This window comes from Solidesulfovibrio magneticus RS-1, from assembly GCF_000010665.1.
In the GTDB taxonomy this organism is placed as follows: Bacteria; Desulfobacterota; Desulfovibrionia; order Desulfovibrionales; family Desulfovibrionaceae; genus Solidesulfovibrio; species Solidesulfovibrio magneticus.
The window spans coordinates 1,775,760-1,799,511 of the sequence record NC_012796.1; the positions used below are offsets into that span (position 1 = coordinate 1,775,760).

21 protein-coding genes are annotated in these 23,752 nt (G+C 63.9%); 6 read left to right on the forward strand and 15 right to left on the reverse strand.

Annotated elements, in window-relative coordinates:
• The first annotated feature begins 99 nt into the window (after positions 1 to 99).
• Both DMR_RS07460 and DMR_RS07465 read left to right on the forward strand, forming a co-directional pair.
• Complete coding sequence (locus DMR_RS07460; protein ID WP_015860303.1) at positions 100 to 1,287, forward strand: AAA family ATPase; 1,188 nt, start codon at positions 100 to 102, stop codon at positions 1,285 to 1,287.
• Entirely contained in the window at positions 1,284 to 1,841 is a 558-nt protein-coding gene (locus DMR_RS07465) for a DUF4276 family protein (RefSeq protein ID WP_015860304.1), read from the forward strand. The genes DMR_RS07460 and DMR_RS07465 overlap by 4 nt, the downstream gene beginning before the upstream one ends.
• A gap of 129 nt (positions 1,842 to 1,970) precedes the next feature.
• On the opposite strand, the gene DMR_RS07470 is transcribed toward DMR_RS07465, so the two are convergent.
• The 5 genes from DMR_RS07470 to DMR_RS07495 form a co-directional block, all read right to left on the reverse strand.
• Positions 1,971 to 3,071, reverse strand: a complete 1,101-nt coding sequence (locus DMR_RS07470; protein WP_015860305.1) for a hypothetical protein — start codon at positions 3,069 to 3,071, stop codon at positions 1,971 to 1,973.
• Between the two features lie 390 nt (positions 3,072 to 3,461).
• Positions 3,462 to 4,211, reverse strand: coding sequence for a hypothetical protein (locus DMR_RS07480; protein WP_148208387.1), 750 nt, complete (start codon positions 4,209 to 4,211; stop codon positions 3,462 to 3,464).
• Positions 4,212 to 4,401: 190 nt separating this feature from the next.
• Positions 4,402 to 5,478, reverse strand: coding sequence for a tetratricopeptide repeat protein (locus tag DMR_RS07485; protein ID WP_015860307.1), 1,077 nt, complete (start codon positions 5,476 to 5,478; stop codon positions 4,402 to 4,404).
• A gap of 25 nt (positions 5,479 to 5,503) precedes the next feature.
• Complete coding sequence (locus DMR_RS07490) at positions 5,504 to 6,292, reverse strand: HD domain-containing protein (RefSeq protein ID WP_015860308.1); 789 nt, start codon at positions 6,290 to 6,292, stop codon at positions 5,504 to 5,506.
• Positions 6,285 to 6,596 (reverse strand): hypothetical protein, encoded by a 312-nt coding sequence (locus tag DMR_RS07495; protein WP_043600282.1) that lies wholly within the window; start codon positions 6,594 to 6,596, stop codon positions 6,285 to 6,287. Before DMR_RS07495 ends, DMR_RS07490 begins: the two co-directional genes overlap by 8 nt.
• Before the next feature lie 195 nt (positions 6,597 to 6,791).
• Here DMR_RS07495 and DMR_RS07500 point away from each other — a divergent pair, with 195 nt between their 5' ends.
• Entirely contained in the window at positions 6,792 to 7,190 is a 399-nt protein-coding gene (locus DMR_RS07500) for a response regulator (protein WP_006918285.1), read from the forward strand.
• Between the two features lie 203 nt (positions 7,191 to 7,393).
• Here the strand turns inward: DMR_RS07500 and DMR_RS07505 are convergent, their stop codons facing one another.
• The 10 genes from DMR_RS07505 to DMR_RS07550 all read right to left on the reverse strand — a co-directional run bounded on the left by DMR_RS07505 (position 7,394) and on the right by DMR_RS07550 (position 20,093).
• Entirely contained in the window at positions 7,394 to 8,107 is a 714-nt protein-coding gene (locus DMR_RS07505; protein WP_015860310.1) for a hypothetical protein, read from the reverse strand.
• 5 nt (positions 8,108 to 8,112) lie between these two features.
• Complete coding sequence (locus DMR_RS07510; protein WP_043600285.1) at positions 8,113 to 9,375, reverse strand: sulfite exporter TauE/SafE family protein; 1,263 nt, start codon at positions 9,373 to 9,375, stop codon at positions 8,113 to 8,115.
• 104 nt (positions 9,376 to 9,479) lie between these two features.
• Positions 9,480 to 9,851: a response regulator gene (locus DMR_RS07515; RefSeq protein WP_232502893.1), complete on the reverse strand. Its 372-nt coding sequence runs from the start codon at positions 9,849 to 9,851 to the stop codon at positions 9,480 to 9,482.
• Positions 9,852 to 10,281: 430 nt separating this feature from the next.
• Positions 10,282 to 11,703 carry a sigma-54-dependent transcriptional regulator gene (locus DMR_RS07520; RefSeq protein ID WP_015860313.1) on the reverse strand — a complete coding sequence of 474 codons (1,422 nt, stop codon included), beginning with the start codon at positions 11,701 to 11,703 and terminating at the stop codon, positions 10,282 to 10,284.
• Entirely contained in the window at positions 11,688 to 13,205 is a 1,518-nt protein-coding gene (locus DMR_RS07525; protein ID WP_052278970.1) for an ATP-binding protein, read from the reverse strand. Before DMR_RS07525 ends, DMR_RS07520 begins: the two co-directional genes overlap by 16 nt.
• Positions 13,206 to 13,549: 344 nt before the next feature.
• Complete coding sequence (locus tag DMR_RS07530; protein ID WP_043600290.1) at positions 13,550 to 15,607, reverse strand: methyl-accepting chemotaxis protein; 2,058 nt, start codon at positions 15,605 to 15,607, stop codon at positions 13,550 to 13,552.
• 261 nt (positions 15,608 to 15,868) lie between these two features.
• Positions 15,869 to 16,837: an alpha/beta fold hydrolase gene (locus DMR_RS07535; protein ID WP_148208388.1), complete on the reverse strand. Its 969-nt coding sequence runs from the start codon at positions 16,835 to 16,837 to the stop codon at positions 15,869 to 15,871.
• Between the two features lie 221 nt (positions 16,838 to 17,058).
• Positions 17,059 to 18,084: an OmpA family protein gene (locus DMR_RS07540; protein ID WP_015860317.1), complete on the reverse strand. Its 1,026-nt coding sequence runs from the start codon at positions 18,082 to 18,084 to the stop codon at positions 17,059 to 17,061.
• Positions 18,085 to 18,090: 6 nt separating this feature from the next.
• Entirely contained in the window at positions 18,091 to 18,894 is an 804-nt protein-coding gene (locus DMR_RS07545) for a motility protein A (protein WP_015860318.1), read from the reverse strand.
• The gene (locus DMR_RS07550; RefSeq protein WP_043600293.1) at positions 18,891 to 20,093 is read right to left on the reverse strand and encodes a cyclic nucleotide-binding domain-containing protein; all 1,203 of its coding nucleotides are present in this window, start codon (positions 20,091 to 20,093) and stop codon (positions 18,891 to 18,893) included. The genes DMR_RS07545 and DMR_RS07550 overlap by 4 nt, the downstream gene beginning before the upstream one ends.
• Before the next feature lie 168 nt (positions 20,094 to 20,261).
• Here DMR_RS07550 and DMR_RS07555 point away from each other — a divergent pair, with 168 nt between their 5' ends.
• The 3 genes from DMR_RS07555 to DMR_RS07565 all read left to right on the forward strand — a co-directional run bounded on the left by DMR_RS07555 (position 20,262) and on the right by DMR_RS07565 (position 23,313).
• Positions 20,262 to 21,059 (forward strand): dihydroorotate dehydrogenase, encoded by a 798-nt coding sequence (locus DMR_RS07555; protein WP_015860320.1) that lies wholly within the window; start codon positions 20,262 to 20,264, stop codon positions 21,057 to 21,059.
• On the forward strand, positions 21,056 to 21,976 hold the full coding sequence (locus DMR_RS07560) for a dihydroorotate dehydrogenase (protein ID WP_015860321.1): 921 nt from the start codon (positions 21,056 to 21,058) through the stop codon (positions 21,974 to 21,976). The genes DMR_RS07555 and DMR_RS07560 overlap by 4 nt, the downstream gene beginning before the upstream one ends.
• 308 nt (positions 21,977 to 22,284) lie before the next feature.
• Positions 22,285 to 23,313, forward strand: a complete 1,029-nt coding sequence (locus DMR_RS07565; RefSeq protein ID WP_052278971.1) for a DUF389 domain-containing protein — start codon at positions 22,285 to 22,287, stop codon at positions 23,311 to 23,313.
• The last annotated feature ends 439 nt before the right edge of the window (positions 23,314 to 23,752 follow it).

A 23,752-nucleotide genomic window follows, 5' to 3' on the forward strand; every position in this document is an offset into this window, starting at 1 on the left:
AGAAGACCTTCTGTTTTAACGACATACGGTGTAATTACCCACAATGTGCGGGTATTCGTTACTGCGTTGCCGCCATGGTTCGACTGGGAGGACAAAGGGATGAAAATTGAATCCATAAGGCTGCGCAATTTCAAATCCTTCCAGGACGCCGAACTCTCGGACCTGCCAAGCTTCTGCGTCATTGTCGGCGCCAACGGCACGGGAAAATCGACCATCTTTCAGGTGTTTGGTTTTTTGCGTGATGCCATGGCGAGCAACGTCAATGTCGCTTTGGCCAAGTTGGGCGGCAGCCGGGGATTTCAGGAAGTCCGCAGCCGAAACGCCCAGGGTCCCATAGAGATTGAATTGAAGTTTCGGGCTGGCACAGAGAGTCCGCTGACGACCTATTTCCTGCAAATTGGCGAACACAACGGCAAGGCCATCGTTGAACGGGAAATTCTCAAATATCGCCGGGGCAGTAGCGGTCAACCCTGGCATTTTCTGGATTTCTCACGTGGCCAGGGGACAGCGGTCACCAATGAACTGGAGAAAACCAACGATGTTCGGGAATTGGACAGGGAAGAGCAGAAACTGAAATCAGCTGACATCCTGGCCATAAAGGGGCTGGCGCAATTTGAACGTTTTCCGGCTGTGATGGCGCTGGGCAATCTCATAGAGAACTGGCACATCTCGGATTTTCATATAAGCAAGGCCCGGCCGGAACAAGAGGCCGGCTATGCCGAGCACCTCTCCCGGGAGGGCGAGAATCTATCGCTTGTCATAGAATACTTGTACAAGAATAAGCGAACGGCCTTCGACAAGATCTTGTCGCTGCTGCAAATGCGCGTCCCCGGCATTACAAGCGTCGAGTCGAAGACAACGGAAGAAGGCCGAGTCTTGTTGAAGTTTCAGGATGGGGCGTTCGAGGATCCCTTTTTAGCCCGTTATGTTTCCGACGGCACCATCAAAATGCTCGCCTATCTGACGCTGCTCTATGACCCGGCCCCACATCCCCTCCTGTGTGTCGAGGAGCCGGAAAATCAACTGTATCCGAAACTGCTGTGGGAACTCGCCGAGGAGTTCAGGGCCTACGCGCACCGGGGCGGCCAGGTTTTTGTTTCGACGCATTCTCCGGATTTTCTCAACGCCGCCAAATTGGACGAGGTTTTTTGGCTCATCAAGACCAAGGGCTATACCCAGATTCGCCGGGCCAGGGATGACCAACAATTGGCCGCATACATGGCCGAGGGCGACCAGATGGGCTATCTTTGGGAGCAGGGTTTTTTTGAAGGGGCGGACCCTCAATGAAAACACTGGTCTTTTTTCTGGAAGAGCCATCGGCCAAGGCCATGCTGGAGGGCATATTGCCTCGGATTCTGCCACGGCAGTGGCTTGTCAGATATATCGTTTTTCAAGGAAAGCAGGATTTAGAGAAGAACTTGACTAAGAAGATACGCCATTGGCGAATGCCGAATTCCGTGTTCATCGTGATGCGAGATCAAGATGCCGGCGACTGTCGTGCTATTAAATCAAGGCTCAATCTTCTGTGCGAGGGAGCCAAAGACAAGCGCATACTCGTTCGTATTGCTTGCAGGGAGTTGGAAAGCTTCTATTTGGGTGATCTCGCAGCCGTTGAGCAAGGACTCAACCTTTCGGGATTACGAGGCTTGCAACAAAAGAAAAAATACCGAAATCCCGACAGTCTGGGGTCTCCGTCAAAAGAACTTTCCATGCTGACGGGCTATGCCTACGAAAAATTGTCTGGTTCGCGGGCGATAGCCCCTTTTATGGCCCTTGATCATAATTGTTCGAAAAGTTTTCAGGCCCTGCTCACCGGCATTCAAAAAATGGTGGCGGCGTAGCGCAAGACCCGGGCGTGGGGGCCGATATACGTCGTGGAGCGACATGATGCGCCGGCCTGGAAACAGGCCGGCGCGTTCTTTTTCATGGGATCAGCGCCAAGATGCTGGCCGTCCGGCTGCGGGCAAGGATTATCGGGGCAAGACCTTGTCTCCCGGAACCGTTCGCTTCGCCAGGTGGGCGGCCAGGGCCTCGGCTACCTGGCGGCGGCCGGCCAGGTTGAGATGCTCGCAGGCGTAGTCGCGGTCCACGAACTGGTCCTCGGGCAGCAGCGCCGACAGGTCCAGGCAGTCCACGCCGGCCTCGGCCAACGTCCTGACAACGCGCCGGGCGCTGTCCGAGACCGTGGCCGCGAACTCCCCGCCCACAAGCGACATGCCGCCTTCCACGTCGATGGGCGTCAGGTAAAAAAGCGTCGTCACACCGGCCCGGGACAGCCTGGCCGCCGTGTCCAGCAGGTGGCCGATCATGGGATGGCTGGCCGGGATGTCGGTCATGTAGTGCTTGATGAAAAGCTGCCGGCGTTTGGCCTCTTCCGGGGAGAGGCCGGGCTTCGTCGCGGCCATGAGCCGGTTGCGCCGGGCGTTGATTTCCCGAAAGAGCGTTTCGTGCCCGGAGGCGTCCCGACGCGTGCGCGCCGTCCACCAGACGGCCGGGTCGCGCTCGCCGGACACCAGCCAGGCCGGCACGTCGGCCAGGGTCGGCGGCGAAGCCAGAAGCCGCAGATAATCGACGGTGGCGGCGTACATCCAGCGCGGTGTGAAAAACCAGTCATCGGAAAACGCGCGCAGGTTGATGGAAACAATAGCCAGCCGCGGCCGTTGTTGCGCCTTGGCAATGAGCTCGGCGTATTCCCGAAAAAGGGTCGCCGCGTAGCCCGGGCCGCTGACGGGGTGGATGGACAGGCCGCGCAGGTCGCCAAGCATCGTGGCGATGGTGGTGCGCGGTTCGTCGTCGTTGTGACCGCCCATGACTGAGTCATTGAAATAGACCGCCGCGACATCGCCCTTGTGGAGGGCATCCCGAAAAGCCAGGGCTACGGCGTTATGGTAGGCGTCGGTGCGTTGCTGTTCCGGCGCGCTGTCTGGAGGCGTTGTTGCGCCGATGGTCACCAGACTTTTGTAGCCTGTGGACAGGCTGCGATGGCCATGCCCGAGGAGCAAGGCAACAAGGAAAATTGTTGCGGCGACAAGGACGCAGAGAAAACAAGGAGTGCTATGCTGGCGTTGCATGAAAACAGGTTCTCGGCTTCCGCTTGACCGGGCTATTGCTGCCACTACGCCGTTTCAACCTGGCATGGTTTGCTGCGGCGGGGGAACCTTTCCGGCGTGGAAAGCATCCATGCCACACCATTGGGCCAATGTCCAATGGGGGACGAAGCCCGATTTGAGGGTGGGCTGGAAACGGCGCCCGGTCCTGATGCAGGCGCAAGGCGGCTTATCCCGGGACAAGCCGGGCGCGGGGGATGGGGCCGACATGACCGGCCGGGCTCAGGCAAGCGGTGCGCGCCGTGGCAGGCTAACGCTTCGGTCCTTCTCAAAGAGGTTAGTTTTTTTTCAGATAAATAAGGGCGTTGGCTTGTTGTTCATGAAACGCCATGAGCGCTTTTCGGGGACGCGCTATTAACGCCGCTGCATGGCGTCAAGCAGCCAGTTCGCTCCTGGGGCGGCGTTGTCGCGGGAAAAGGTCCAGCGCTCGCGCAGAGTGGTGTTTTCCGTGGCGCCGGGCTGGCGGGCCAGCACGTCGTAGTCCACCACCATGACGGTGCGTCCAGGCGTTTCCCGGCGTTCGGCCAAGGCGGCGTTTATCAGCAGGATGTCGGGGCGGCCGGCCGGCGTCTGGGGCAGGGTGTTTTGGAGTTCTGCCAGATAGGCCGGGCTGACAAATGAGGCCAGATCGCCGAAGTCGCGGCCGCCCAGGGAGGCGGCGATGCGGCTGTAGGCCATTTTGGCTCCGGCCAGGAATTCCTCGTCCGAGCCGGCCGGCGCGTTGGCCGGGGCGGGCGGCGCGGCCTGGCCATCGGCCCGGGCCGGCGTGCCCGGGCGTTTGTCCGGCGAGCGCAGCATGTCCCAGGTGGCCTGGGCATTGGTGTACATGTCGGGTCCGCGCCGGGGCGGCTGATTTTGCGGCGGGGCGTCGTCGTCGCGGTCGTCCTGGTCATCGGAGCGAGGCGGGGCTTGGGTCTGGTCGCCGTTTTTGTTGCGACGCCCTGACAAGACCCTGAAGAGCACGAACATGGCCAGGCCGAGCAGGATGAGATTGATGAGCAGATTGCCGGAATCGAGGCTGGCATCGGCGGCGGCCTGGGCCGTGGCCGGGACAAGGACGGCGGCCGAGGCGGCCAGGCCCAGGGCGGCCTTGGCGGGCGGCATGACGTGATTTTTCATGGTCAGATAGTGGCAAAGGCCGTGGCCCAAGTCAATGCGTGCAGCGACGACACGTCGCGGCTGCGCCGAGCCAACCAAACAGCATGGCTCGCACCCCCTTGCCCCCTTTCAGGGAGGTTCCGGGAGGGGGTTACCCCCTCCCGGCCGCCGGAGGCATTTCTTCCGGTCCGCTCACTTAATCATCCCGGGCCATGGTGACAGTCGGTTTGGGGCTGCCGGGGCCGGCGGGGCGGGGGTATTCGCGGTTGTAGAGCTTGCGGTAGAGCTTGCGCCCTTCCTCGAAGCCGGGGCTGAGTTCCAGGGCTTTTTCCACGCTCACCTTGGCCGACTCCACGTTGCCCATGAAGTAGTAGGCCTTGGAAATGTTGAAATGGATGTTCTCGTCTTCGGGCGTGAGCGTCAGGGCCTGGGTGTAGGCATGGAGCGCTCCGGCCAGGTCGCCGCTTTTGCGCAGCTTGACCCCCAGGGAATTGAAGGGGTTGGGCGAGAGGGGATCGTATTTGAGGATCTCGATGAACAGTTCCTTGGTCTCTTCCAGGCGGTTGAACTGGGCATGGACCTCGGCGGCTTTTTGCAGGTAGCGCTTGAATTCGTCGAGTTCGCCCTTGGCCTTGTAGGCGTCGGCCAGCCCCTTGTAGGCTTCGGCGAAGAGGTCGTTTATTTTGATGGCCTTTTTAAAGGCGATGATGGCTTGGCCGAATTTCTGGCGCACCAAGCAGCGGCAGCCCATGTCGTAGTATTTCTGGGCCTGGCTTTGTTCGGAGATGATTTCCTCGAAAGCCTCGATGGCGTCGTCGAAGTTGCCGGCGGCCATCATGTCGCGGGCGTCGGCGATCTGCTGTCGCTCGATTTCCGTGACCCGTTCCACCTGGCAGCCGCGCAGGACGTGCTTGGCGAAGGTGTCTTCGGAGTAGGGGCGCAGGATGTAACCGGCGCAGCCCTGGGCAATGGCGTCAAGGACTTGGTCGCGGCTGGTGTTGGCCGTGACCATGACCACCGGCACATCGCGCAGGCGCAGGTCGCGGCGGGCGGCGCGCAAAAACTGCATGGCGTCCATGTCCTCGATGTGGCTGTCGACGAGCACCATGTCGGCATGGTTGGCGGACAGAAAGGCCAGGGCTTTTTGGCCCGAAGCGAAGACCTCCACCCGCTGGGGCCGAAAGGAGGCCAGGGAGCGCCGGTCACGCCGGGCGTTGTCCTCGTTTTTGGAGACGATGACGACGGTGTCGAAGAGGATTGGCGAAAATTCCATGCTGGACGCCCCTTGGGTTCGCGCGTCAGGAGGCTGCCGGCGCGTGCCGCTCGAAATACCAGGTCCGCAGCGCCGCAAGATCAGGCGTGTCGGGCAATTGGTCAAACAGTCCCTGGACATGGCCGCGCGCAAAAAACTGGTTTCGGGTCCAGGGATAGGCCATGTCGTGGATCCAGCTGAGGATCAGCAGGGCGAAGTCGGTGGCGGAAGCCATGTTTTCGTAGCTGCCAAGCTTGCCGGCCAGGATGTCATCGACGATGGACGGGCTGTAGCGGCCGGTGTCGGGCTGGCCCAGGAACACCACGTCGTCCTTAGGGCCGTCGGCTCGAAAATGGTCGAGCATGATTCGGACGATGTCGAGCTTGTCGGCGTCGCGGAGAAGGCGCGACAGGGTCAGTGCCTCGGGATCGTCACCGGAAAGCAAGGCGGCGGGCAGGAGGCGGCGGTTGTGCACGACGATGGCCATGCGCACAAGGGTGCGATCACGACGGGACAGTTGGCCAAGGCCGTCGTGGCGGGACAGCGTTGCCGTGCCCAGGCGGGCGTGGTTGACGCTTTGGCGGTCGCTGAAGGTCTTGTAGCGCCGGTACTGGGGGAAACGTCCGACGTCGTGGCACAGGCCGGCGATGGCGGCCAGTTCACGAAGACGCGGCGACAGTTCCAGGCTTTCGGCCAAGGCGGCCGCCTCGTCCATGACCCTGCGGCAGTGCAGGCGCTTGAGTTCCAGATGGCCGGCGTCCTGGGGGGCATCGTCGGCCAGGCTGCGGTAATAGGCCTCGAACCAGGCCGAGGCGGTCTCAAGGAGTTCAGACATGGGGCTCGTTGCCGGCGTCGGCGTGATCCACGGCGTCGGCGGCTTGGCGGTTCAAGGGCGTTTTCGGGGTTTCGACAGGCGCTTCGGGATCGGGTTCGTCGAACTCCTTTTCCCGCAGCGGGCCGCCCGGGCCAAAAAGCCAGCGCAAAAGCCAGGCCATGCCGCCGAGGATGGCGGCGATGAAAAGCCCCTTGAAGGTGACGGACCAAAAACCCTCTTCAAGGCCCGGCCCAAAGGGCCAAGTCTTGTGCCAGCTCGGTTCCACGGCAGAGGCGTAAAAAAGAAATTTGTCGAAAAAACCCATGTATTGCTCCATCGCCGCGCTTGCGGCATCCCGCCTGACTTACGCGGGTTCCCGCCTCCACGCAAGGAGGCGGGGCGGGGCGGCGATTGCCTTTTTTCGCGATTCCACCTAGTTTACGACAAGGCGCATCCATGCCCCTGGCCCGTTGGCGACTGCGGCGCTGGGGGGGAGAAGGACGCGTCGCCGGAGGCCGACATGCGCGTTTTGGTCGTTGAGGACGATTTCACCAGCCGTAAGATTTTGCAGAAGATTCTCGGCCCGTACGGCGAGGTCGATATTGCCGTCAACGGACTTGAGGCCGTGGAAGCCTTTACCCAGTCGTTAAACGACGCCAAGCCCTATGATCTGGTGTGCATGGACATCATGATGCCCGAGATGGACGGCCAGACCGCGCTCAAGCGTATCCGGGCCATTGAGAAGGAGCGCGGCGTCGCGCCGACTGGCGAAGCCAAGATCATCATGACCACGGCCCTGGATGATCCTAAAAACGTGGTCGAGGCCTACTACAAGGGCGGAGCCACGTCGTATGTGCCCAAGCCCATCGACAAGCACATGTTGCTGCACCTGATCAAGAACCTGGGGCTTATCGACTAGTTTTTTCCGTCCGTCCGTCCGGAGTGGGGGCGGTCGGACGTCGCGACGGTTCAAGGGCTTGCGCCGCCAGGGCGCGAGCCTTTTTCATGGTCGTCCCGGGCCATGTTTCCGGGCGGCCGCAGCCCTCCATGCAACAAAAAAGCCCCGGCCCGCCGTTTGGCGGACCGGGGCTTTCGCTTCCATATAAGGATGCCGGGCTTGGCCTAGGCTTCCTTCTTGATCTTGGACTTGCTCATGGACAGGCCCATGCCGCCAAACATGTCGAAGATCGCGTAGCCGTACCACATGGTGTAGACGACGTAGAAGATGAGCAGACCGGCCACGGTGGGGATCTTGCTCAGGATGTTCTCGGCCGGGATGCCGGCGAAGTTGTAGGCCGGCTCGATGGCCTTCTGGTTGACCATGTTGACGACGTTGGCTTCCTCGATCTGCTTGACCTTCTGCAGGGGCTTGATCATGGCGTTGAGAAGCGTCCACCAGCCCTTCATGGCCGCCTTGCCGTCCATGCCGTAGGCGGCGGTCAGCTTGTCGGTCTCATCCTTGTAGAGGATGTCGGAATCGGCCACGACCTTGCCGAGCATGGCTCCGAGATCGGCGGTGACGACGATGCTGTCGCCCTTGGCCTCGCCCTTGGCGCCGACTTTTTCCAGCAGCAGCACGGAGGTCTTGACGTCCTCGGGGGACTTCATCTTGACTTCGACGTTGACCTGCTTGCCGTCAAAAGCTTTGACGGACTTGGCCACGGTGGGGATGAAGTAGGACGAACCCTTGGACAGCTTGTTGAAGAGGTCGTCGGAGAAATCCAGACCATTCTGGCCGCCCGGGAACACCGGGGAGAAGATCAGGATGAACACGGCGATGAAGCTCAGCATGAGCAGCGCGCCCTTGCCGAAGAGTTTCTTGTCGGTGATGATCATGGCCCTTATCCCTCCTGGCGCAGGGCGCCGATATTGGCAACGAACTTGCCGATGACCCACACGCCGAACAGGGCGACCACGATCCAGAAGACGATGTTGCCGACATATTCGATGCCGTTGACCATCTCCTTGGACATGTCCAGGTACTCAAGCTCGACGAACTTTTTGGGCAGGGTGGAAACCCGGTTGATGAAGCCGGCGATGATGGACATGGCGTAGAAGCCGCGGATGTGGATGCCCTTGACGACCTTGGTGGTCAGGGCGCCGATCTGGATGCCCAACAGCGAACCGAGCAACATGCCCATGGCCAGGGTGTAGAACACGTAGCCGTAGATGGCGTACTGGGCGATGGCGCCAAGGCCCGCGGTGAAGATGATCTGGAGGATGTCGGTGCCGACGGTGGTCATGGAGGACACGCCGAAGACGTAGACGAACATGGGGAAGGTGATGAAGCCGCCGCCCACGCCCATGAGCGCGGCCAGGATGCCGACGATGACGCCGCCGGCGGCCACGATCCAGCCGGAGATGCGCTTGCCGCCGGGCACGAAGTCCTCGTCGAAGGAGATCATGGGGGCGATGTTGAGATTCTGCAGCTTCACGGCCATACCGGTCATGCCGGAGGGGCCGCCGTGGCTGCCGCCGTGGGAATCGCCACCGGTATCCTGCTGGCGGGAGGCCTTGAGGAAGTCAAAGAGGGCATAGAAGCCCAGGAAGCCGAGCAGCACGGCGTAGATGGAGCTGATGAAGAATTCGGACAGCAGCGGGTCCTTGTTGTACAGGCCCTTGTTGATGGCGCCGCCGATGAACGTGCCGCCGCCGGAGCCGACCAGGAAGGCGATGGCGAGTTTGACCGAGACGTTGCCGAGCTTTTTGTGCACGGCCGTGCCCATGATGGCCTTGGCGAAGATGTGGAAGAGGTCGGTGCCGACGGCCAGGATGCCCTTGACGCCGGCGGCCATGAGCGCCGGGGTGATGATGAAGCCGCCGCCCGCGCCGATGCAGCCGGTGATCAGGCCTGCGGCCAGACCGACGGCGATGGAGACCAGGAAGATCTTGGTGGAGTAAAAGGCCGGACCATAAGCGGTCTTGCTGCCGATGAAGTCGCCGGCCTCGACGAAGGTGACGGCCAGGATGGGCAGGGCCAGGATCATGAGGAAAAGCAGTTTTTTCCGATTCTGGATGATGGACGTGGACACTTCCATGTCCCACTTGGCGTGCGCAATCGACGCCGCCTTCAGGAACTCGAAGACTTGCCTACCGAACCCCATTGTTGCTTCCTCCGTGTTGAAAAGCCTTTCGCTTGTCCGCCGCGCGATTTCCCCACCCCGCGACGCCGTATGCCGTAAAATAACCCCAGCCGTCCACGTTCCCGTCATTTCGCCTGGACTTGCGCCCCGAGCACTTCCCCGACGGCGGCCTTGAGCCGTTCGAAATCGCCGCCTTTTTCCACCTGGCGGTGGCCCAGTCCGGCGGCGTCTGCGCCGGCGTAGACATGCAGCACCACCGCCAGGTCCGGATAGAGCCGGGTCAGCAGCGGAACCAAGGAGCCGCCGTCAGGGTCGGCGATTTCGTCGTCGAGCACGAGCAGGTCCACCCCGACCGGCGAAGCCAGCCGCATCAGGACTTCGGCGCCGGAGCCGGCGGTGACGACGCCGTAGCCCTCGCGCGCGAATTCCCGACGCAGCAGTTCGCGGATGTTGGCATTGCGCTCGGCGATGCACAGGGTGGCCTTGGGACGATTCACACAGTGCTCCATGACAGGATTTTGTCCTTCCAAAGGCAAACGCCGTGCCAAAACGAGTTCCGGTGGAATATTTCCAACAGACCGTATTCGCAGGCGTTTCATGACGGTGGCAGCAACGTGTCGGAAAGGTGGCGAGGCAGCCCTGTCAGCTTTTTTTACAGGCTGTCAAAAGCCGAGGGGGTGTCAGGGTTTTTGCCGCCGTTGCCGTGCGGCGGGTCGGGCCTTGTCTGGAGGTGACGTGTAGGCGGGCTGGTTCGGGCTTTGTCCGCGCATGGCGCATTTTGTCGGCGTAGCCTTGCACGATGCCTCGGCGCATCTGCCCAGGAGCGCCAAGGCGGCCCTGGCGGAGGGGATCGGTGCTCACTGATGCGGGATTCTATGCGCTCCGGGCCGCCCGTACGTGCGCCGGGACGCCAACGGGGGAGCGACACTAGCTGATACGGGATTCGATGCGCAGGCCGTATTTTTCGATCTTGGCGATGAGCGTGGGCCGGGACAGGCCAAGCAGCCGGGCGGCCTGGGAGCGGTTGCCGCCGGTGGCCTCCAGGGCTAGGCGGATGACCATATGCCCGAAGCGGTCCATGAGTTCCTCGAACAGCCCGTCGCGGCCCGAGGCCAGTTCCCGGCGGATGGTTTCGGCGATGGGGTCGCCGTCTTCGCCCGTGGCTGCTTCGGCTCCCTGGCGCAGGGGCGCGCCCAGGGCCTTTCGCACCTCGTCCGGGGACAGCGGCGCGCCCCGGCTGAAGATGAGGGCTTTTTTGAGCACGTTGCCCAGTTCCCGGACATTGCCCGGCCAGTCGTGGGCGGTAAGCTTCGCCATGGCCTCCGGGCTGACTCCGGGGTCGGACTGGCCCATCTCCCGGGCATGGCGCGACAGGAAATAGCGCACCAAAAGGGGAATGTCCCCGGGCCGCTCGCGCAAGGGGGGCAGGGCCAGGGTCACCACCTTGAGGCGGTAGTAGAGGTCTTCGCGGAACTGCCCCTGGCGCACGGCGGCTTCCAGGTCGCGGTTGGTGGCCGCGATGATGCGCACGTCCACGGGTATGACCTGCCGCCCGCCCAGGCGTTCGACGTTTTTTTCCTGCAACAGCCGCAACAGCTTGGCCTGGATGGCCATGGGCATGTCGCCGATCTCGTCGAGAAAGACCGTGCCGTGGTTGGCCTGCTCGATCTTGCCCACCTTGCGGCCGGCCGCGCCGGTGAAGGCTCCCTTTTCGTAGCCGAACAGCTCGGATTCGAGCAGCGTCTCGGGGATGGCCACGCAATTGATGACCAGAAAGGGTTTATCGGCCCGCAGGGAATGCTGGTAGACGGCCCGGGCCACCAGCTCCTTGCCGGCCCCGGATTCGCCGCGCACCAGCACGGTGGCGTCGGTGGGAGCGGCCCGGCCGATGGCCTTGTAGAGCTCCTGCATGGCCGGGCTTTGGCCGATGATGGCCTCGGTCGCGGCCTCGGCGTCAACGCCCACGGCCACGCGGCTGCGCATGGAACGCCCGGCGGCCACGGCCTTGTCGATGAGCTTCAGGATTTCCGGGATGTCGAAGGGCTTTAAAATGTAGTCGTAGGCCCCCATCTTGGTGGCCTCGATGGCGATTTCGGTGGTGCCGTAGGCGGTCATGATGATGACCGGCAGGCGCGGTTCGATCTCGCGCATGGCGGCGTAGGCCTCCAGCCCCGAGATGCCGGACATGCGCACGTCCATGACCACGGCGTCGGGCACGGCTTCGCGCACGGCGGCGATGCCGGCCTCGCCCGAGGAGGCGGCGCGCACGTCGTGGCCCTCGGCGGCCAGCAGGCGCTCGAAGCTCTGGCGCAACTGGTGGTCGTCGTCCACGATCAGGATCTGTGCCATCCCCGTTCCCCTTCATACGGAAAGACCATGGTGAAGGTCGTGCCCCTTGTTTCGGGGGACATGACCGTGATCCAGCCGCCGTGCTCCTCAACGATGCGGCGCACGATGGCCAGCCCCAGGCCCGAGCCTTCGCCCTTGGTGGTGAAAAAGGGCTGGAAGACGCGGTCAATAAGCGGCGGCGGGATGCCCGGGCCGTCGTCGGACACCCGCAGGGCCACCACCCGGCCGTAGGGTTCGATGACGCCGGTTTCCTCGCGGATGACGATGGAGCCGCCCTCGACCATGGCTTCGCAGGCGTTGAGCACGAGGTTGACCAGAGCTTCCTTGAGCTGGTCCGGGTCGGCGCTGATTTCCGGCAGCCGGCGCGAACGCTCCACGGTCACCGACACGTCGTAGGACTCCAGGCGATGGCGCAGCAGGGTCAGCGTCGTATCGACCACCGCCGACAGGCTCACGGGCTGGGCCACGAGCTTGGGCGGCCGGGCGAATTCCAGGAAATTGCGCACGATGGTGTCGATGTGGCCGATCTCCTCGGCGATGACCTCGAAGTCCTCCTGCTGGGAAGCGTCGAGCTTGAGTCCGCGCTCCAGGGAAAACAGGCGCATTTTGACCGAGGTGAGGGGATTGCGGATGGTATGGGCCACGCCGGCGGCCAGTTTGCCGGCCATGGCCAGCTTTTCCGATTGCATCAAATGGTCGCGGCTTTGCTCCAGATCCAGATGGGCCTGGTCCACGTCCTTTTCCAGGTCGCGGAACTTCTGGCCGATGGCCTTGACCTCGTCGGACAGGCCGGCGGCCACGTCCTTGCCGGCCTCGCCCCAGGCCAGGCGGCGGATGGGGTCGAGGATCTGGCCGACCAGGACGTAGGCCAAAAAAAAGCCCAGGCTGGCGTTTAAAACTACGCCCATGACGGCCACGCCCATGACCAGATCGGTGCGCTCCAGATAGACTTGGCTCGTGTGGCGCATGCGCTCGCGGTAGTAGGCCTTGTAGCGGTCGCAGCGTTCGCGCAGGCCGTCGAAGTCCTCGCGCAGGCCCCAATGCTGTTTCTTGGCGTCGTCGGCCCGGTCCTGCCGGTACAGGGCGATGACGCCGTCCTTGGCGTCGGCGTAGCGCCGGTAGGCCAGGGCGATGTCCTCGACCAGGGCGCTGGCTTCGGGGTTGGTCCGGTCCTCGCCGATGCGGTCCAGCCAGAGTTCGAAGGCGCGCCGGCTCTCGTCGAGCTTGGCCAGCCAGGCCGGGTCCTGGCTCAGGTAATAATAGGTGGCGTAGCCTTTTTGGTTGAGCAGGGCGTTTTCCAGCTCGTGGGCGGCGGTCAGGGCCGCCAGATCCTTGTCGGCCGTGGTGGTGTAGAGGTCCCGGGCCATGGAGGCATAGAGGATCATGATGACCGGCCCGACCATGTTGACCAGAAGCAGGCCGCCCAGGAGCAGGTAGACCCGGGCGCGCAGCCCGAGCTTGGCGGTCAGGGATTTGCGGGATTTGGCGGAGGCGTTTGGCATGGCTGGCGGGGAAGGCCCTTGGTTGCGCAGGGTTGCCCGTCGGCGGCGGTCGCGGACGGGAGCGGACGCCGACAGTCCTAGCGCGGCCAGGGCCGGCTGGCAATGACCGGGCCGGAGCCGGGCGGGCGGCCTCGGGACGCGACAACGCTTCGGTCCGGGATGTCGGGGCGGAGCAGGCCGGGACGGGGCAGGGCGGCCTAGGACCGGGGGGACGCAAAAACGCCCCGGCCTGGAGGGCCGGGGCGGAGGGAGCAAAAGGGCTGTCGCCACGGTCACGGCGGCACGAATCCGGTCTGTCGGGGCGCGCCTCATGCCGGGGCGCGTCTGCCGACAACCGTCGTCGTTCAGGAAGGCAGGGCCTTCTTGCCGGACCGTGCGCCGGGCAGGGCTTTCACGCCGGAGCGCGCCTCGGGCAGGGCGGCTGGCCCGCCGCAGGCGTCGCCGCCCAGGGTCACGATGAGCCGGCCCAGCTCCTCGGCCATGGCGGCCAGGGCATGGGCGGCCCGGCTGGTGGCCTCGACCCCGGCCACGTTGTCCTCGGCCACGCCGCTGATTTCGGTGATGGCCCGGCTGATCTGCTCCGAGGCGGCGGACTGTTCCTCGGCCGAGGCGGCGATGGACTGGACCGCGCCGCTGGTGGCGTCGGCGTTGCCGACAATGGCCAGAATGGCCTGGCCGGAACGGCCGGCCAGGGCGTTGGCCTCGGTGACGGCGGCAACGGCCTCATCCATGCCGCGGATGTTGCGGCCGGCGGCCTCCTGGATAGCCCGGATGCGCGATTCCACTTCCTTGGTGGCCACCATGGTCTTTTCGGCCAGCTTGCGTACCTCGTCGGCCACCACGGCAAAGCCGCGCCCGGCATCGCCGGCCCGGGCCGCCTCGATGGCGGCATTGAGCGCCAAGAGGTTGGTCTGGTCGGCGATGTCGTTGATGACGCCGACCACCTCGCCGATGGATTGGGCTTCCTGGCCGAGATGGCCCATGTCGCCCTTGAGCGCCACGGCGATGCCGTTGACGGCGGTCATGGACTCGCCGGCTTGCTTGACCACCTCGGCCCCGGCCACAGCGTTGTCGCGGGTGGTTTCGGCGTTTTTGGCGGCTTGGCCGGCATTGGCGGCGATTTCAAGGATGGTGGAATTCATCTGCGTGACGGCCGAGGCGGTCTCGTCCACCCGGCGGCGCTGGAGTTCGACGCCGGCCGCCGACTGTTCGGTCTGGCTGGAGAGTTCCTGGGCCGCGCCGGAAAGCCGGCGCGAGATGTCGGCGGCCTGTTCGGCCACGGTCTTCATGCAGGATAAGGTCTTGGCCAGTTCCTCTTCCTTGCGCATGGCCTCGCGCATGGCCTCCTCGGCGGCCTGGGCGCTGCGTGCGGCCTCGGCCTGCTTCTCCTCGACTTGGCGCATCTGGACTTTCAGGTTGTCCACCATGGCCGTGGTGTCGTCGCGCAGGGCGGCGAATTCGGCCTCGAAGCGGCCGGCGGGCTTGGCCTCCAGGTCGCCCGAGGCCACCTTGCGGGAGTAGGCTCCCAGGGCGGCCAGGGAATTGGAGATGCCGCGCACGATCCATAGGATGACCAGCAGCACGACCACGGCCAGGCCGACTTCCACGGCGACCTGGGCCCGGTCAACGATGTCGTCGGTTTCGTGGCGCTTGTCGGCGTAATGCTTTTCGATCTTCTCGAAGGGCGGCATGAGCTTGCGGCCGCTTTCCACCATGGCCGCCGTCACCTGCTTGGCCTTGGCCGAAGCATCGACATAAGCCATGAAGCTGCGCTGGTAGGCGTCGATGACGGCGTCAAAGCCCTTTTTCTGGGCGGCAGAGAGGTCTTCGGCGGCGGCGACCATAGCGTGGAGCTTTTTCACGCCGTCCTGGACCTTGACGACGTAGGAGGTCTCGTCACGCAGCTGCCAGTTTTTTTCGTGGCGGCGGATGGTGAGCAGCAGGATCTGGAAATCCTTGTCGGCGATGGGGGCGAATTTGTCGTCGAGGTCCCGGGCGGCGTAGACGAAATCCCGCATGATGCCTTCATGCTCGGTGAAGCCCTTGGCTTTTTCGATGGCGGCCAGCTCGTCAAAGCTTTTTCCGTAGGCGGTCAGCTCGGCCAGGGCTTGCCCGGCCTCGCCGGCCAGGGTGTTGTCGCGGCGCAGGATGTCCTCGACATTGGCCCGCACCTTGCCGATGTGCTGGCTGACGGCGCTTACGGTGGACGGGTCGTGGCGCAGCAGGAAATTTTTCTCCTCCCGGCGAACTTGCAGCACTTCCACGTAGGCGTTGGCCGCCAGCTCTTCCAGGTTCTGGTAACGCTCGGTGTAATGGCTACCGACCTGATCCGCCGCGAACAGGCAGGCAAACCCCAGGACGCATACGCCTAGCAGCAGGTACAACTTGCTCCGCACTCCCATCGCATCCTCCACGGTTAGGCAAACCCGCCGTCGTCATCGCGGCGACATGTCGTGCTTTCTATACTACAAAAGGCTGAAAGTCATGAAATATCAACCATGCAAGGCCGGGGCCAAGGATTGATTCGGCGTAAATGTCACGAATCGCGGTCCGGGACATGTCGAATCATCAGGAGGAGGCGCGCCGTGGGGTGTGGCAGGTGTCAGCTTATTTGACAGGTTGTCAAAGGCGAGCGGCGTTTGTCGCGACGCGGTGACGAAAGATCAAGGCTGCTTGCGCTGCGCGTCAGGGCAAGGGCGGCGGGCAATAAAATCCACCACGGCGGCGGACAGGGCATCGGGGAACTGGTGCATCATCCAGTGGGAGCCGTTTTCCAGGACTTCCAGCCTGACATTCGAGCCGGGCACGGCGGCGTAGCTGTCCCGAAGGGCTTCGGACAGCCGAAGCGGACACACCCAGTCGTCGCTGCCGGCCAGGATCAGCACCGGCGGCGAGGTTTTGCCAAGCCGGCCGGCCAGGCCCGGCCAGCCCAGCATGGCTGCGTACTGCCGGGACACGGCGGCCAGGTCCAGCGGGCGCGTCCGTGGCCTGACCCGGCCCGCCGCCTCGGGATGGGCCGCGCTCCAGGCGGCGGGAAACATGCTGGCCAGGATGTCCTCCGGTCCCATGGCCCCGAGCCGGTCGGCGGCGGGCCGCACCGAAGCGAACTCGCCGGAGGTGCCCAGAAGCGTCAGGGAACAGACCGCCTCCGGCCGAGACAGGGCGATTTCCTGGGCCACCATGCCGCCCATGGACCAGCCGAGGATGTGGGCTTTTTCGATCTCCAGACCGGCCATAGTTCGGACCACGTCATCGGCCATGGAGGCCAGCGAGATGTCCGCCGCCTCGCCCAAGGGCGTTTCGCCCATGCCCCGGTAGTCCAAAAGCACCAGCCGGTGGCCTCGGGCCAGGGCGTCTATCAAGCCCGCGTCCCACATTTCCTTGGTCATGGCGTAGCCCGTCAGCAGGACCAGGGTCGGCCCCTGGCCCATGACCAAACTGTCCAGGGGCCTGTCCGGCGAGGCGGCGAGGTGATGCGGGGCGGCTGTGGCGTCGGCCCCAAGGGATTCGGCGGCGGTCTGGGACGGTTGCGCCAGGGCCTGGCCGGTCGCCGTCAAAAGGAGCAAGGCCAGCCATATGAGGCCGGCGGCAATAGCGTGTTTTGGTCGTTTGACAAGGCGTGCGGTCGTCATGGCTTCACCAATAGAGTGGATGTCGGAAGTGAGATTGGATAACCGGGCTTTCAAAAGGACGCCGCCTTTCGGAAGCCGCGGCAACGGTGGTTCCTCTTAAAGGCGAACCACCCTGTATCACTTTTCCCGTCGAGGGGGTCCGGGGGGATCATCCCCCCGGTGGGTCCAGGGCAAAGCCCTGGCCGCCGGAGGCGTTCCCTCTTCAACGATTTTACATGTCCCTAGGGACTGACCAGGATGACGACGCGGCGGTTTCTGGCCTGGTTTTCCGGGATGGACCGGCCGGCCGGATCGGTGTTGGGGGCCACGGGCTGGGTGTCGGCCAGGCCTTCCACGCGCAGGTGGTCGCGGGCCACGCCGTGGTCGATGAGGAACCGGGCCACCCGGCTGGCCCGGGCCGAGGACAGCTCCCAGTTGCTGGGGTAGAGCCAGGATTCCATGGGTAGGTTGTCGGTGTGGCCTTCGACGGTCACTTTGTAGGGTGTGCCAGCCAGGGTGGCGGCGATGTCGCGCAAAAGCGGAATGCCGCCGGGTTTGACCTCGGCGCTGGCCAGATCGAAAAAGGCCGCGCCGCGAAGGTTGAGTTCCACGCCGTTGTCCCGGGGCCGCACTTCCACGGCTCCGGCCGTGACGTCGAGCTTGCCGGAGAGTTCCTTGCGGATGTCGTCGAGGCTTTTGCGGGTCGGGCCGGTGCGTTCCTCGCCGGGTTTGGGAGCTTTTTCGGCCGTGGCGTCGGCCGTGGCGTCGGCCTTGGCCGGTTCGGTCCCCTTGGGCTGTTCGCCGGGTTTGGCCGCCTCGGGCGTCTTGGCCGGCTCTCCGGGCTTGGTCGGTTCAGCCGCCTTGGCCGGCTCTTGCGGCTGGCCGGGGTGGGGCTCGCCGAGTTTCGAGGCGTCGGCCGCCTGGGGCCCCTGGGCCGGCTGCTCATAGAGCGGCGCGGGTTCCCGGGACAGGGTCGTGTGGCTGACCTTGGAGCGCACTTGCGGCTTTTCAAAGGGCAGGGGCGGTGGGGCGGTTTTGTCCGTCACCGGCGCGGTCTCGGCTGTTTTTTTCTTGGGCGCGGGCTTTTCCTGGACCATGGCCTGCTGCATGGAGTCGGCCACGCGCTCGTAGCGGTTGAGGTCCACGTGGGACACGGCCACGATGAGCAGGAAAAAGCACAACAGCAGCGTCATCATGTCGGCCAGGGAGATGGGCCAAAGGTCCTCGTCCTCGTGACGGCGCTTGCGCAGATCGGACAGCTTGAACATGGCGGCCTAGGCGTCCTGGCCGAAGCCTTCGCCGGCTTCGGCGCGGTCGATGGAGGCCCAGCGGCGCGGCGGCAGATAGGCCTTGAGCTTGTCCAGCACGATGGCGGCCGGGGTCTTGTCCTTGATAAACAGCGTGCCGTCGCGAATGACGCACATGAGGATCACGCGCTCCTCGATGCGCTTTTCCACCTTGATGGCGATGGGCAGGAAAATGAGGTTGGACAGCAGGATGCCGTACAGGGTGGTGGTCAGGGCCACGGCCATGTGGGCGCCGAGGTTGCCCAGGCCCACGCTCATGGACTGCATCATGCCGATAAGGCCGATAAGCGTGCCGATGATGCCGTAGGCCGGGGCCAGCTTGGCCATGGTGCGGTAGATGCCGGCTGAGGACAGCTCCTGCTGGTAGGTCTGCTCGATGCGGGTGTCGAGGATTTCCTTGATCTCTTCGCGGGAATAGCCGTCCACGAGCATTTGCACGGCGTTTTGCAGGAATTCGTTTTCGATGCCGGGCAGGGCCTGTTCCAGATGGATCTTGCCCCGGCTGGAGGCCTCCCGGGCGATGGAGACGATGGCCTCGATGTAGTGGTCGGTGGGCAGTTCCTCGCGCTTGAGCGCCGTGAGAAACGTGCTCGACACCCGCATCACTTCCTTGAGCGGAAAGCAGATGAAGGTGGAGGCGAGCGTGCCGCCAAGGACGATGGCCAGGCCTGGAAAATTGACAAACACTCCGGCGCTGTCCGTGGACAGGTAGGTGGCAAATCCCAGGATGGCGACGCCGAAGACGATGCCGATGACGGTGGCGATGTTCACGAGGCGAGTCCCTTGGCGGCCTTGATGCGGTCGAGCAGTTCTTGTTCCACGGCGGCGGCCTCGCCCTCGTCGAGGGCGGCCATGGCGGCGGCTTCCTCGCGCACGATGCCGGCAATTTTTTTGGAGAGCGTCTTGTAGATCTTGTCCCGGGCGGCTTCTCCGGCCATGGCCGCCAGCACCGCCACCTTGTGAAAGCCCATGGTCGAGAGAATTTCTTCCAGGGTCGCGGCGTCCACGGCCACGATGTCGTCCACGCTTTCGAGGTCGGCGGCGGTCAGGCGCGGTCGGCGGGCCTGCTTGAAATACTCCTGGCCCATGGACTCGATGAATTCCCGGGCGGCGGATTTGTGGAAGAAAAAGAGCTTTTCGGGAATCTCGCCGTAGCCGATCTTTTTGAGGATCACCTCGGGCGTGCCGCCGGCTTCCCGGGAAAAATCGGCCAGATCGCAAAATTCCAGATCCACGCCCACGGCCTTGGCGTTGGCGTCGTCGCGGGAGAGATTCTTCGCCACGGCCAGAAATTTCTCGGGATCGGGCAGGCGCAGACGGCGGTCCTTGATGAAGCTCGGCCCGGGTTTGGTCTTGCCCAGGAGGTTCGTGCGCGGGAAATGGCCTTTGACCTCGGTGACTGACACGAGGTGCAGTTTTTTGAGGCGCTCGAAAATGGCGTCGATCTCGATCTGGCTGAGAAGGATGATGTCCTTGATGGTCCGGGACACCTCGGCGTAGTCGAGTTCGGCTTTGTCCCCGCGTCCGGCCGCCTGCCAGGCCAGGTGGACGATGCGGCACACGGCCAGAAACGGGTCGCCCGACGGCCGGTCCGTGACCTGGGCGGCCAGGGCCTGGACGCGCTCGGCCAGATAGCCGGCCAGCAGTTGCACCGGACGGGGGCTTTTGAGCAGCATGGTCTGGATGAGACGTTTGTCGCAGGCCAGGGCCTCGACGTATTCCACGGCCTCGGCCGTGCTGGCTCGCGGCTCGGCCGTGACCACGCCCATCTCGCCAAACATCTCGCCCGGGCCGCGTTCGCCCAGGCGCACGCGCTTGTTGCCGACCACGCGGTAGATGGAGACGCGGCCTTTTTTAACGACATAGGCCACGTCGCTGGCCTGTCCCTCGCGGAAGATGACGGTTCCCTTGGGGAAGGTGCGGACGGCCGAGTCGGCCTCGTCCTCGAAGCGGTCGATATCCTGGGGCATACGTCCTCGCGTTGGCGGCCTCGGGCCGGTTGCGGACACACTACGGCCAAGGCCGGCCGAGTTCAAGGACGGCGGCCCGGCTGCGGTCAAGTTTGCCCGCCATGGCCCGTTTTACATCAAACGCCAAAGGCGGTATAGGACCGCCACATTGTTCACGCGAGGTGCTGTGTGGCTCTTTCCGGCGCATGCCGCGACCTGACCATCCTGTCCGTCACCGAAGCCGGACCGGAAGGCGGGGCGCATGGCTGTTATTACATCGAACTGGCCAATCCCGGGCTTGGCTCGGCCGTGGCCGGCCAGTTCGTCATGGTCCGGCCGGCCTGCTTCGGCCAGGACCCGGTCTGGCCTCGTCCGTTTTCCATCTGCCGGCTGACCCCGGAGGCGCTCACCCTTTTTGTCCAGGTCTGCGGCCGGGGCACGGATGTCCTGTGCCGGCTGGTTCCGGGCGACACGGTGACGGTCTGGGGACCGCTGGGCCAGGGATTTAGTCTGGAGCCGGACACGCCGACCTTGATGCTGGCCGGCGGCGTGGGTCTGGCCCCCTTTGTGGAATACGCCGCCACCCACCCGGCCCCGGCCAATCTGGATCTGGTCTTCGGCCATCGCCAGCCGCTGTCCTGCTATCCCTTTGCCGAGATGGCCGCTGTCGTCGGCCGGGCCCAGGCGTTTCAGGAAAATACTCCCGAGGATTTGCCCCGGTTCATTGAACTGCTGGAAACCAAAGTGGCCGAGTACGCCGGCGGACTCATTGTCGCCTGCGGGCCGCGGCCGTTTCTCATGACCGTGGCCCGGCTGGCCCGGCGCTTCGGGGCCAGGGCCCAAGTGTCGCTGGAAAACCGCATGGCCTGCGGCGTGGGCGGCTGCCTGGGTTGCGTGGAGAAAAACGCCCTGGGCCAGTACGTGCAGACCTGCACCCAAGGCCCGGTTTTCTGGGTCGAGGAACTGCAGCTCTCGGAGGAGGCATGAGCGTGGACACCAGCGTTCGCCTGCCGGGAATGCCCGTCAAAAACCCGGTCATGACCGCCTCGGGCACCTTTGGCTACGGGTTGGAATTCGCGCCATACGGTGATCTGCGCAGCCTTGGCGGCATCGTGGTCAAGGGCTTGTCCCTGGCCCCGCGCCTGGGCAATCCCATGCCGCGCATCGCCGAGACGCCCTGCGGCATGTTAAACGCCATCGGCCTGCAAAACTGCGGCGTGGAAAAATTTCTGCGCGACAAGCTGCCGCGCCTGCCTTGGCGCGAAACGCCGATCATCGCCAACCTCTACGCCTGCGACGCCGACGAATTCGCCGAGCTGGCCGGAGTGCTGTCGGCCGAGGAGGGCGTGGCCGCCCTGGAGGTCAACATCTCCTGCCCCAACGTCAAGGCCGGCGGCATCGCCTTTGGCCAGGACCCGTGCATGGCCGGCAAACTGGCCGAGGCCGTGAAAAAACGTGCCGGCGACAAGCCGGTGTGGGTGAAGCTGTCGCCCAACGTCACGGACATCGTGTCCATCGCCCGGGCGGCGGTGCTGGGCGGCGCGGACGCCCTGACCTGCATCAATACGCTCACGGGCATGAGCGTGGACATCCGCTCGCGCAAGCCCCGGCTGGCCAACGTCATCGGCGGCCTGTCCGGGCCGGCGATAAAGCCCGTGGCCCTACGGGCCGTGTGGCAGGTCTGCCAGGCGGTGTCGGCCCCGGTCATCGGCGTGGGCGGTATATCAAGCGCCGAGGACGTGCTGGAGTTCATTCTGGTCGGCGCCCACGCCGTGCAGATCGGCACGGCCAACTTCATGCGGCCGGACATGGCGTTTCGCATTGCCGAAAGGTTGCCGCAACTCATGGCGGAGCTGGGAATAGAAGACCTGGCCTCGTACCGAGGGAGTTTGCGGGTGGGTTGAGCGCGGCGCGCGAGAAGGATTTTGCAGCGGCGGGGCGGAGACGTCCCGCCGTTTTTTTGCGCCATGCGGCAACGCGGTGTTGCTTCGGCCGGCAGCAGGCAAGGCGTCGGCGGGATGGTCAGGAAACGGCAGCGTCCGTGTCGTCCAAGGCGGTGGAGAGGATTGCTGCCTGACGGCGATAGGACAAGACGGTTGTTTTGGTGCAGTTTGAAGACAGTAGTTGCCGCAAATCCCCTCGTCGCGTAAACCTCACAATAAATGGAAACTGTTTTTGAAGTACTTTGGTCAAGAAAGTAAGGGGAATGCCCATGGATACCGCCAGCGCCGACGAGCGACACAAGCAGGCTGTACGCCAAACCATCCAGGAAAACGCCAAACTCTGCGTCGCGTTTATGGTGATGAACATGTTGGCCGCGACAATCGCCAGCTATGGCCTGTTTGCCAACAGTCCGGCCGTCATTATCGGAGCCATGATCATCGCCATGCTGCTTGGGCCGATCACGGGCGTCTCGCTGGCCCTGGTCGACAGCGACATGAAGGCGTTGTTTCGTGGCGTAGGCACGCTGTTGGTAGGCGCTGCCGGCGTCATCGCCACGGCCTACACCATTGGCTCCATTCACATCGACGTGCCCATTACGGCGGAAATACTCGGACGGACCCATCCGAATTTCGCGGACCTCATGATCGCCCTGGCCGGCGGGGCGGCCGGCGCGTACGCCTCGGTATCTCCCCGCCTCAGCGTTGCCTTCGTCGGCGTGGCCATCGCCACGGCGCTGGTGCCGCCCCTTTGCGCCGCCAGCATCCTGCTGGCGCGCGGCCAGCACCAATTGGCGTTTGGCGCGTTTCTGCTGACCTTCACCAACATCGTGGCCATCCAGTTTGCCTCGTCCGTGGTGCTGTTCGTGACCGGCTTTCGGAAGGTCAGCGAGGCCAAGGGATTATCTTTCTTGCAGTTCTTGAAGTTCAATTTCGTGAGCATCGCCATCCTGGCCGTTTTGGCCGTGGTGCTCACCGACAGCATGCGCGAAGTGCTTTCCAAGAAGATCTATGAAGCCAATGTCCGCAGCGTGCTGGAACAGGAGTGCGCCGCTTCGGACGGATGTTATCTGGCGGACATCCGTTTTGGCCAAGGCGGGAAGCAGGAAAACGTCATTGCCGCCGTCATTCGGGGGCCGCAGCCGCCAACGCCGGAACGCGTCGCGGCCATTGAAAAGAAGCTTCCCGCCCATCCCAAGGGCCTGACTGTAGAGCTTCGGGCGCGGTATGTGCCAACGACGACGATCAGCCGTGACGGCGTTCTTTTCGAAGACAGCCAGGAGGACGACGGCAAGCCGTGACCGCAGGCGGTACGGCCAACTTCATGCGGCCGGGCATGGCGTTTCGCATCGCGCAGCGGTTGCCGGAGCTCATGGCGGAGCTGGGGATAGAAGACCTGGCTTCGTACCGGGGGAGTTTGCGCGTGGGTTGAGCGCGGCGCGCGCGAGAAGGATTTTGCAGCGGCGGGGCGGAGACGTCCCGCCGTTTTTTTGTTCGTGATAGTCTGTCAGCCGCCGCAAGCGTTGCCGCTCCAGCCTGCTCCGGCGAGGCTTGGGCAACCGATTTCCAAAATTGATCAAAGCGCCTGCCTCCCTCGCCTTGGCGAGTCCCGCCCTAGGCCTGCCCCGGTTGCATTCCCGCCCCTTTGCCTCCGGTCTGCCATAAATGTCTGACGCAACGACCAGGACGGTCGTTTTTTGTCCCTCGGTCATTACAACTCTGAAAGGTTGCCGCCAGCTC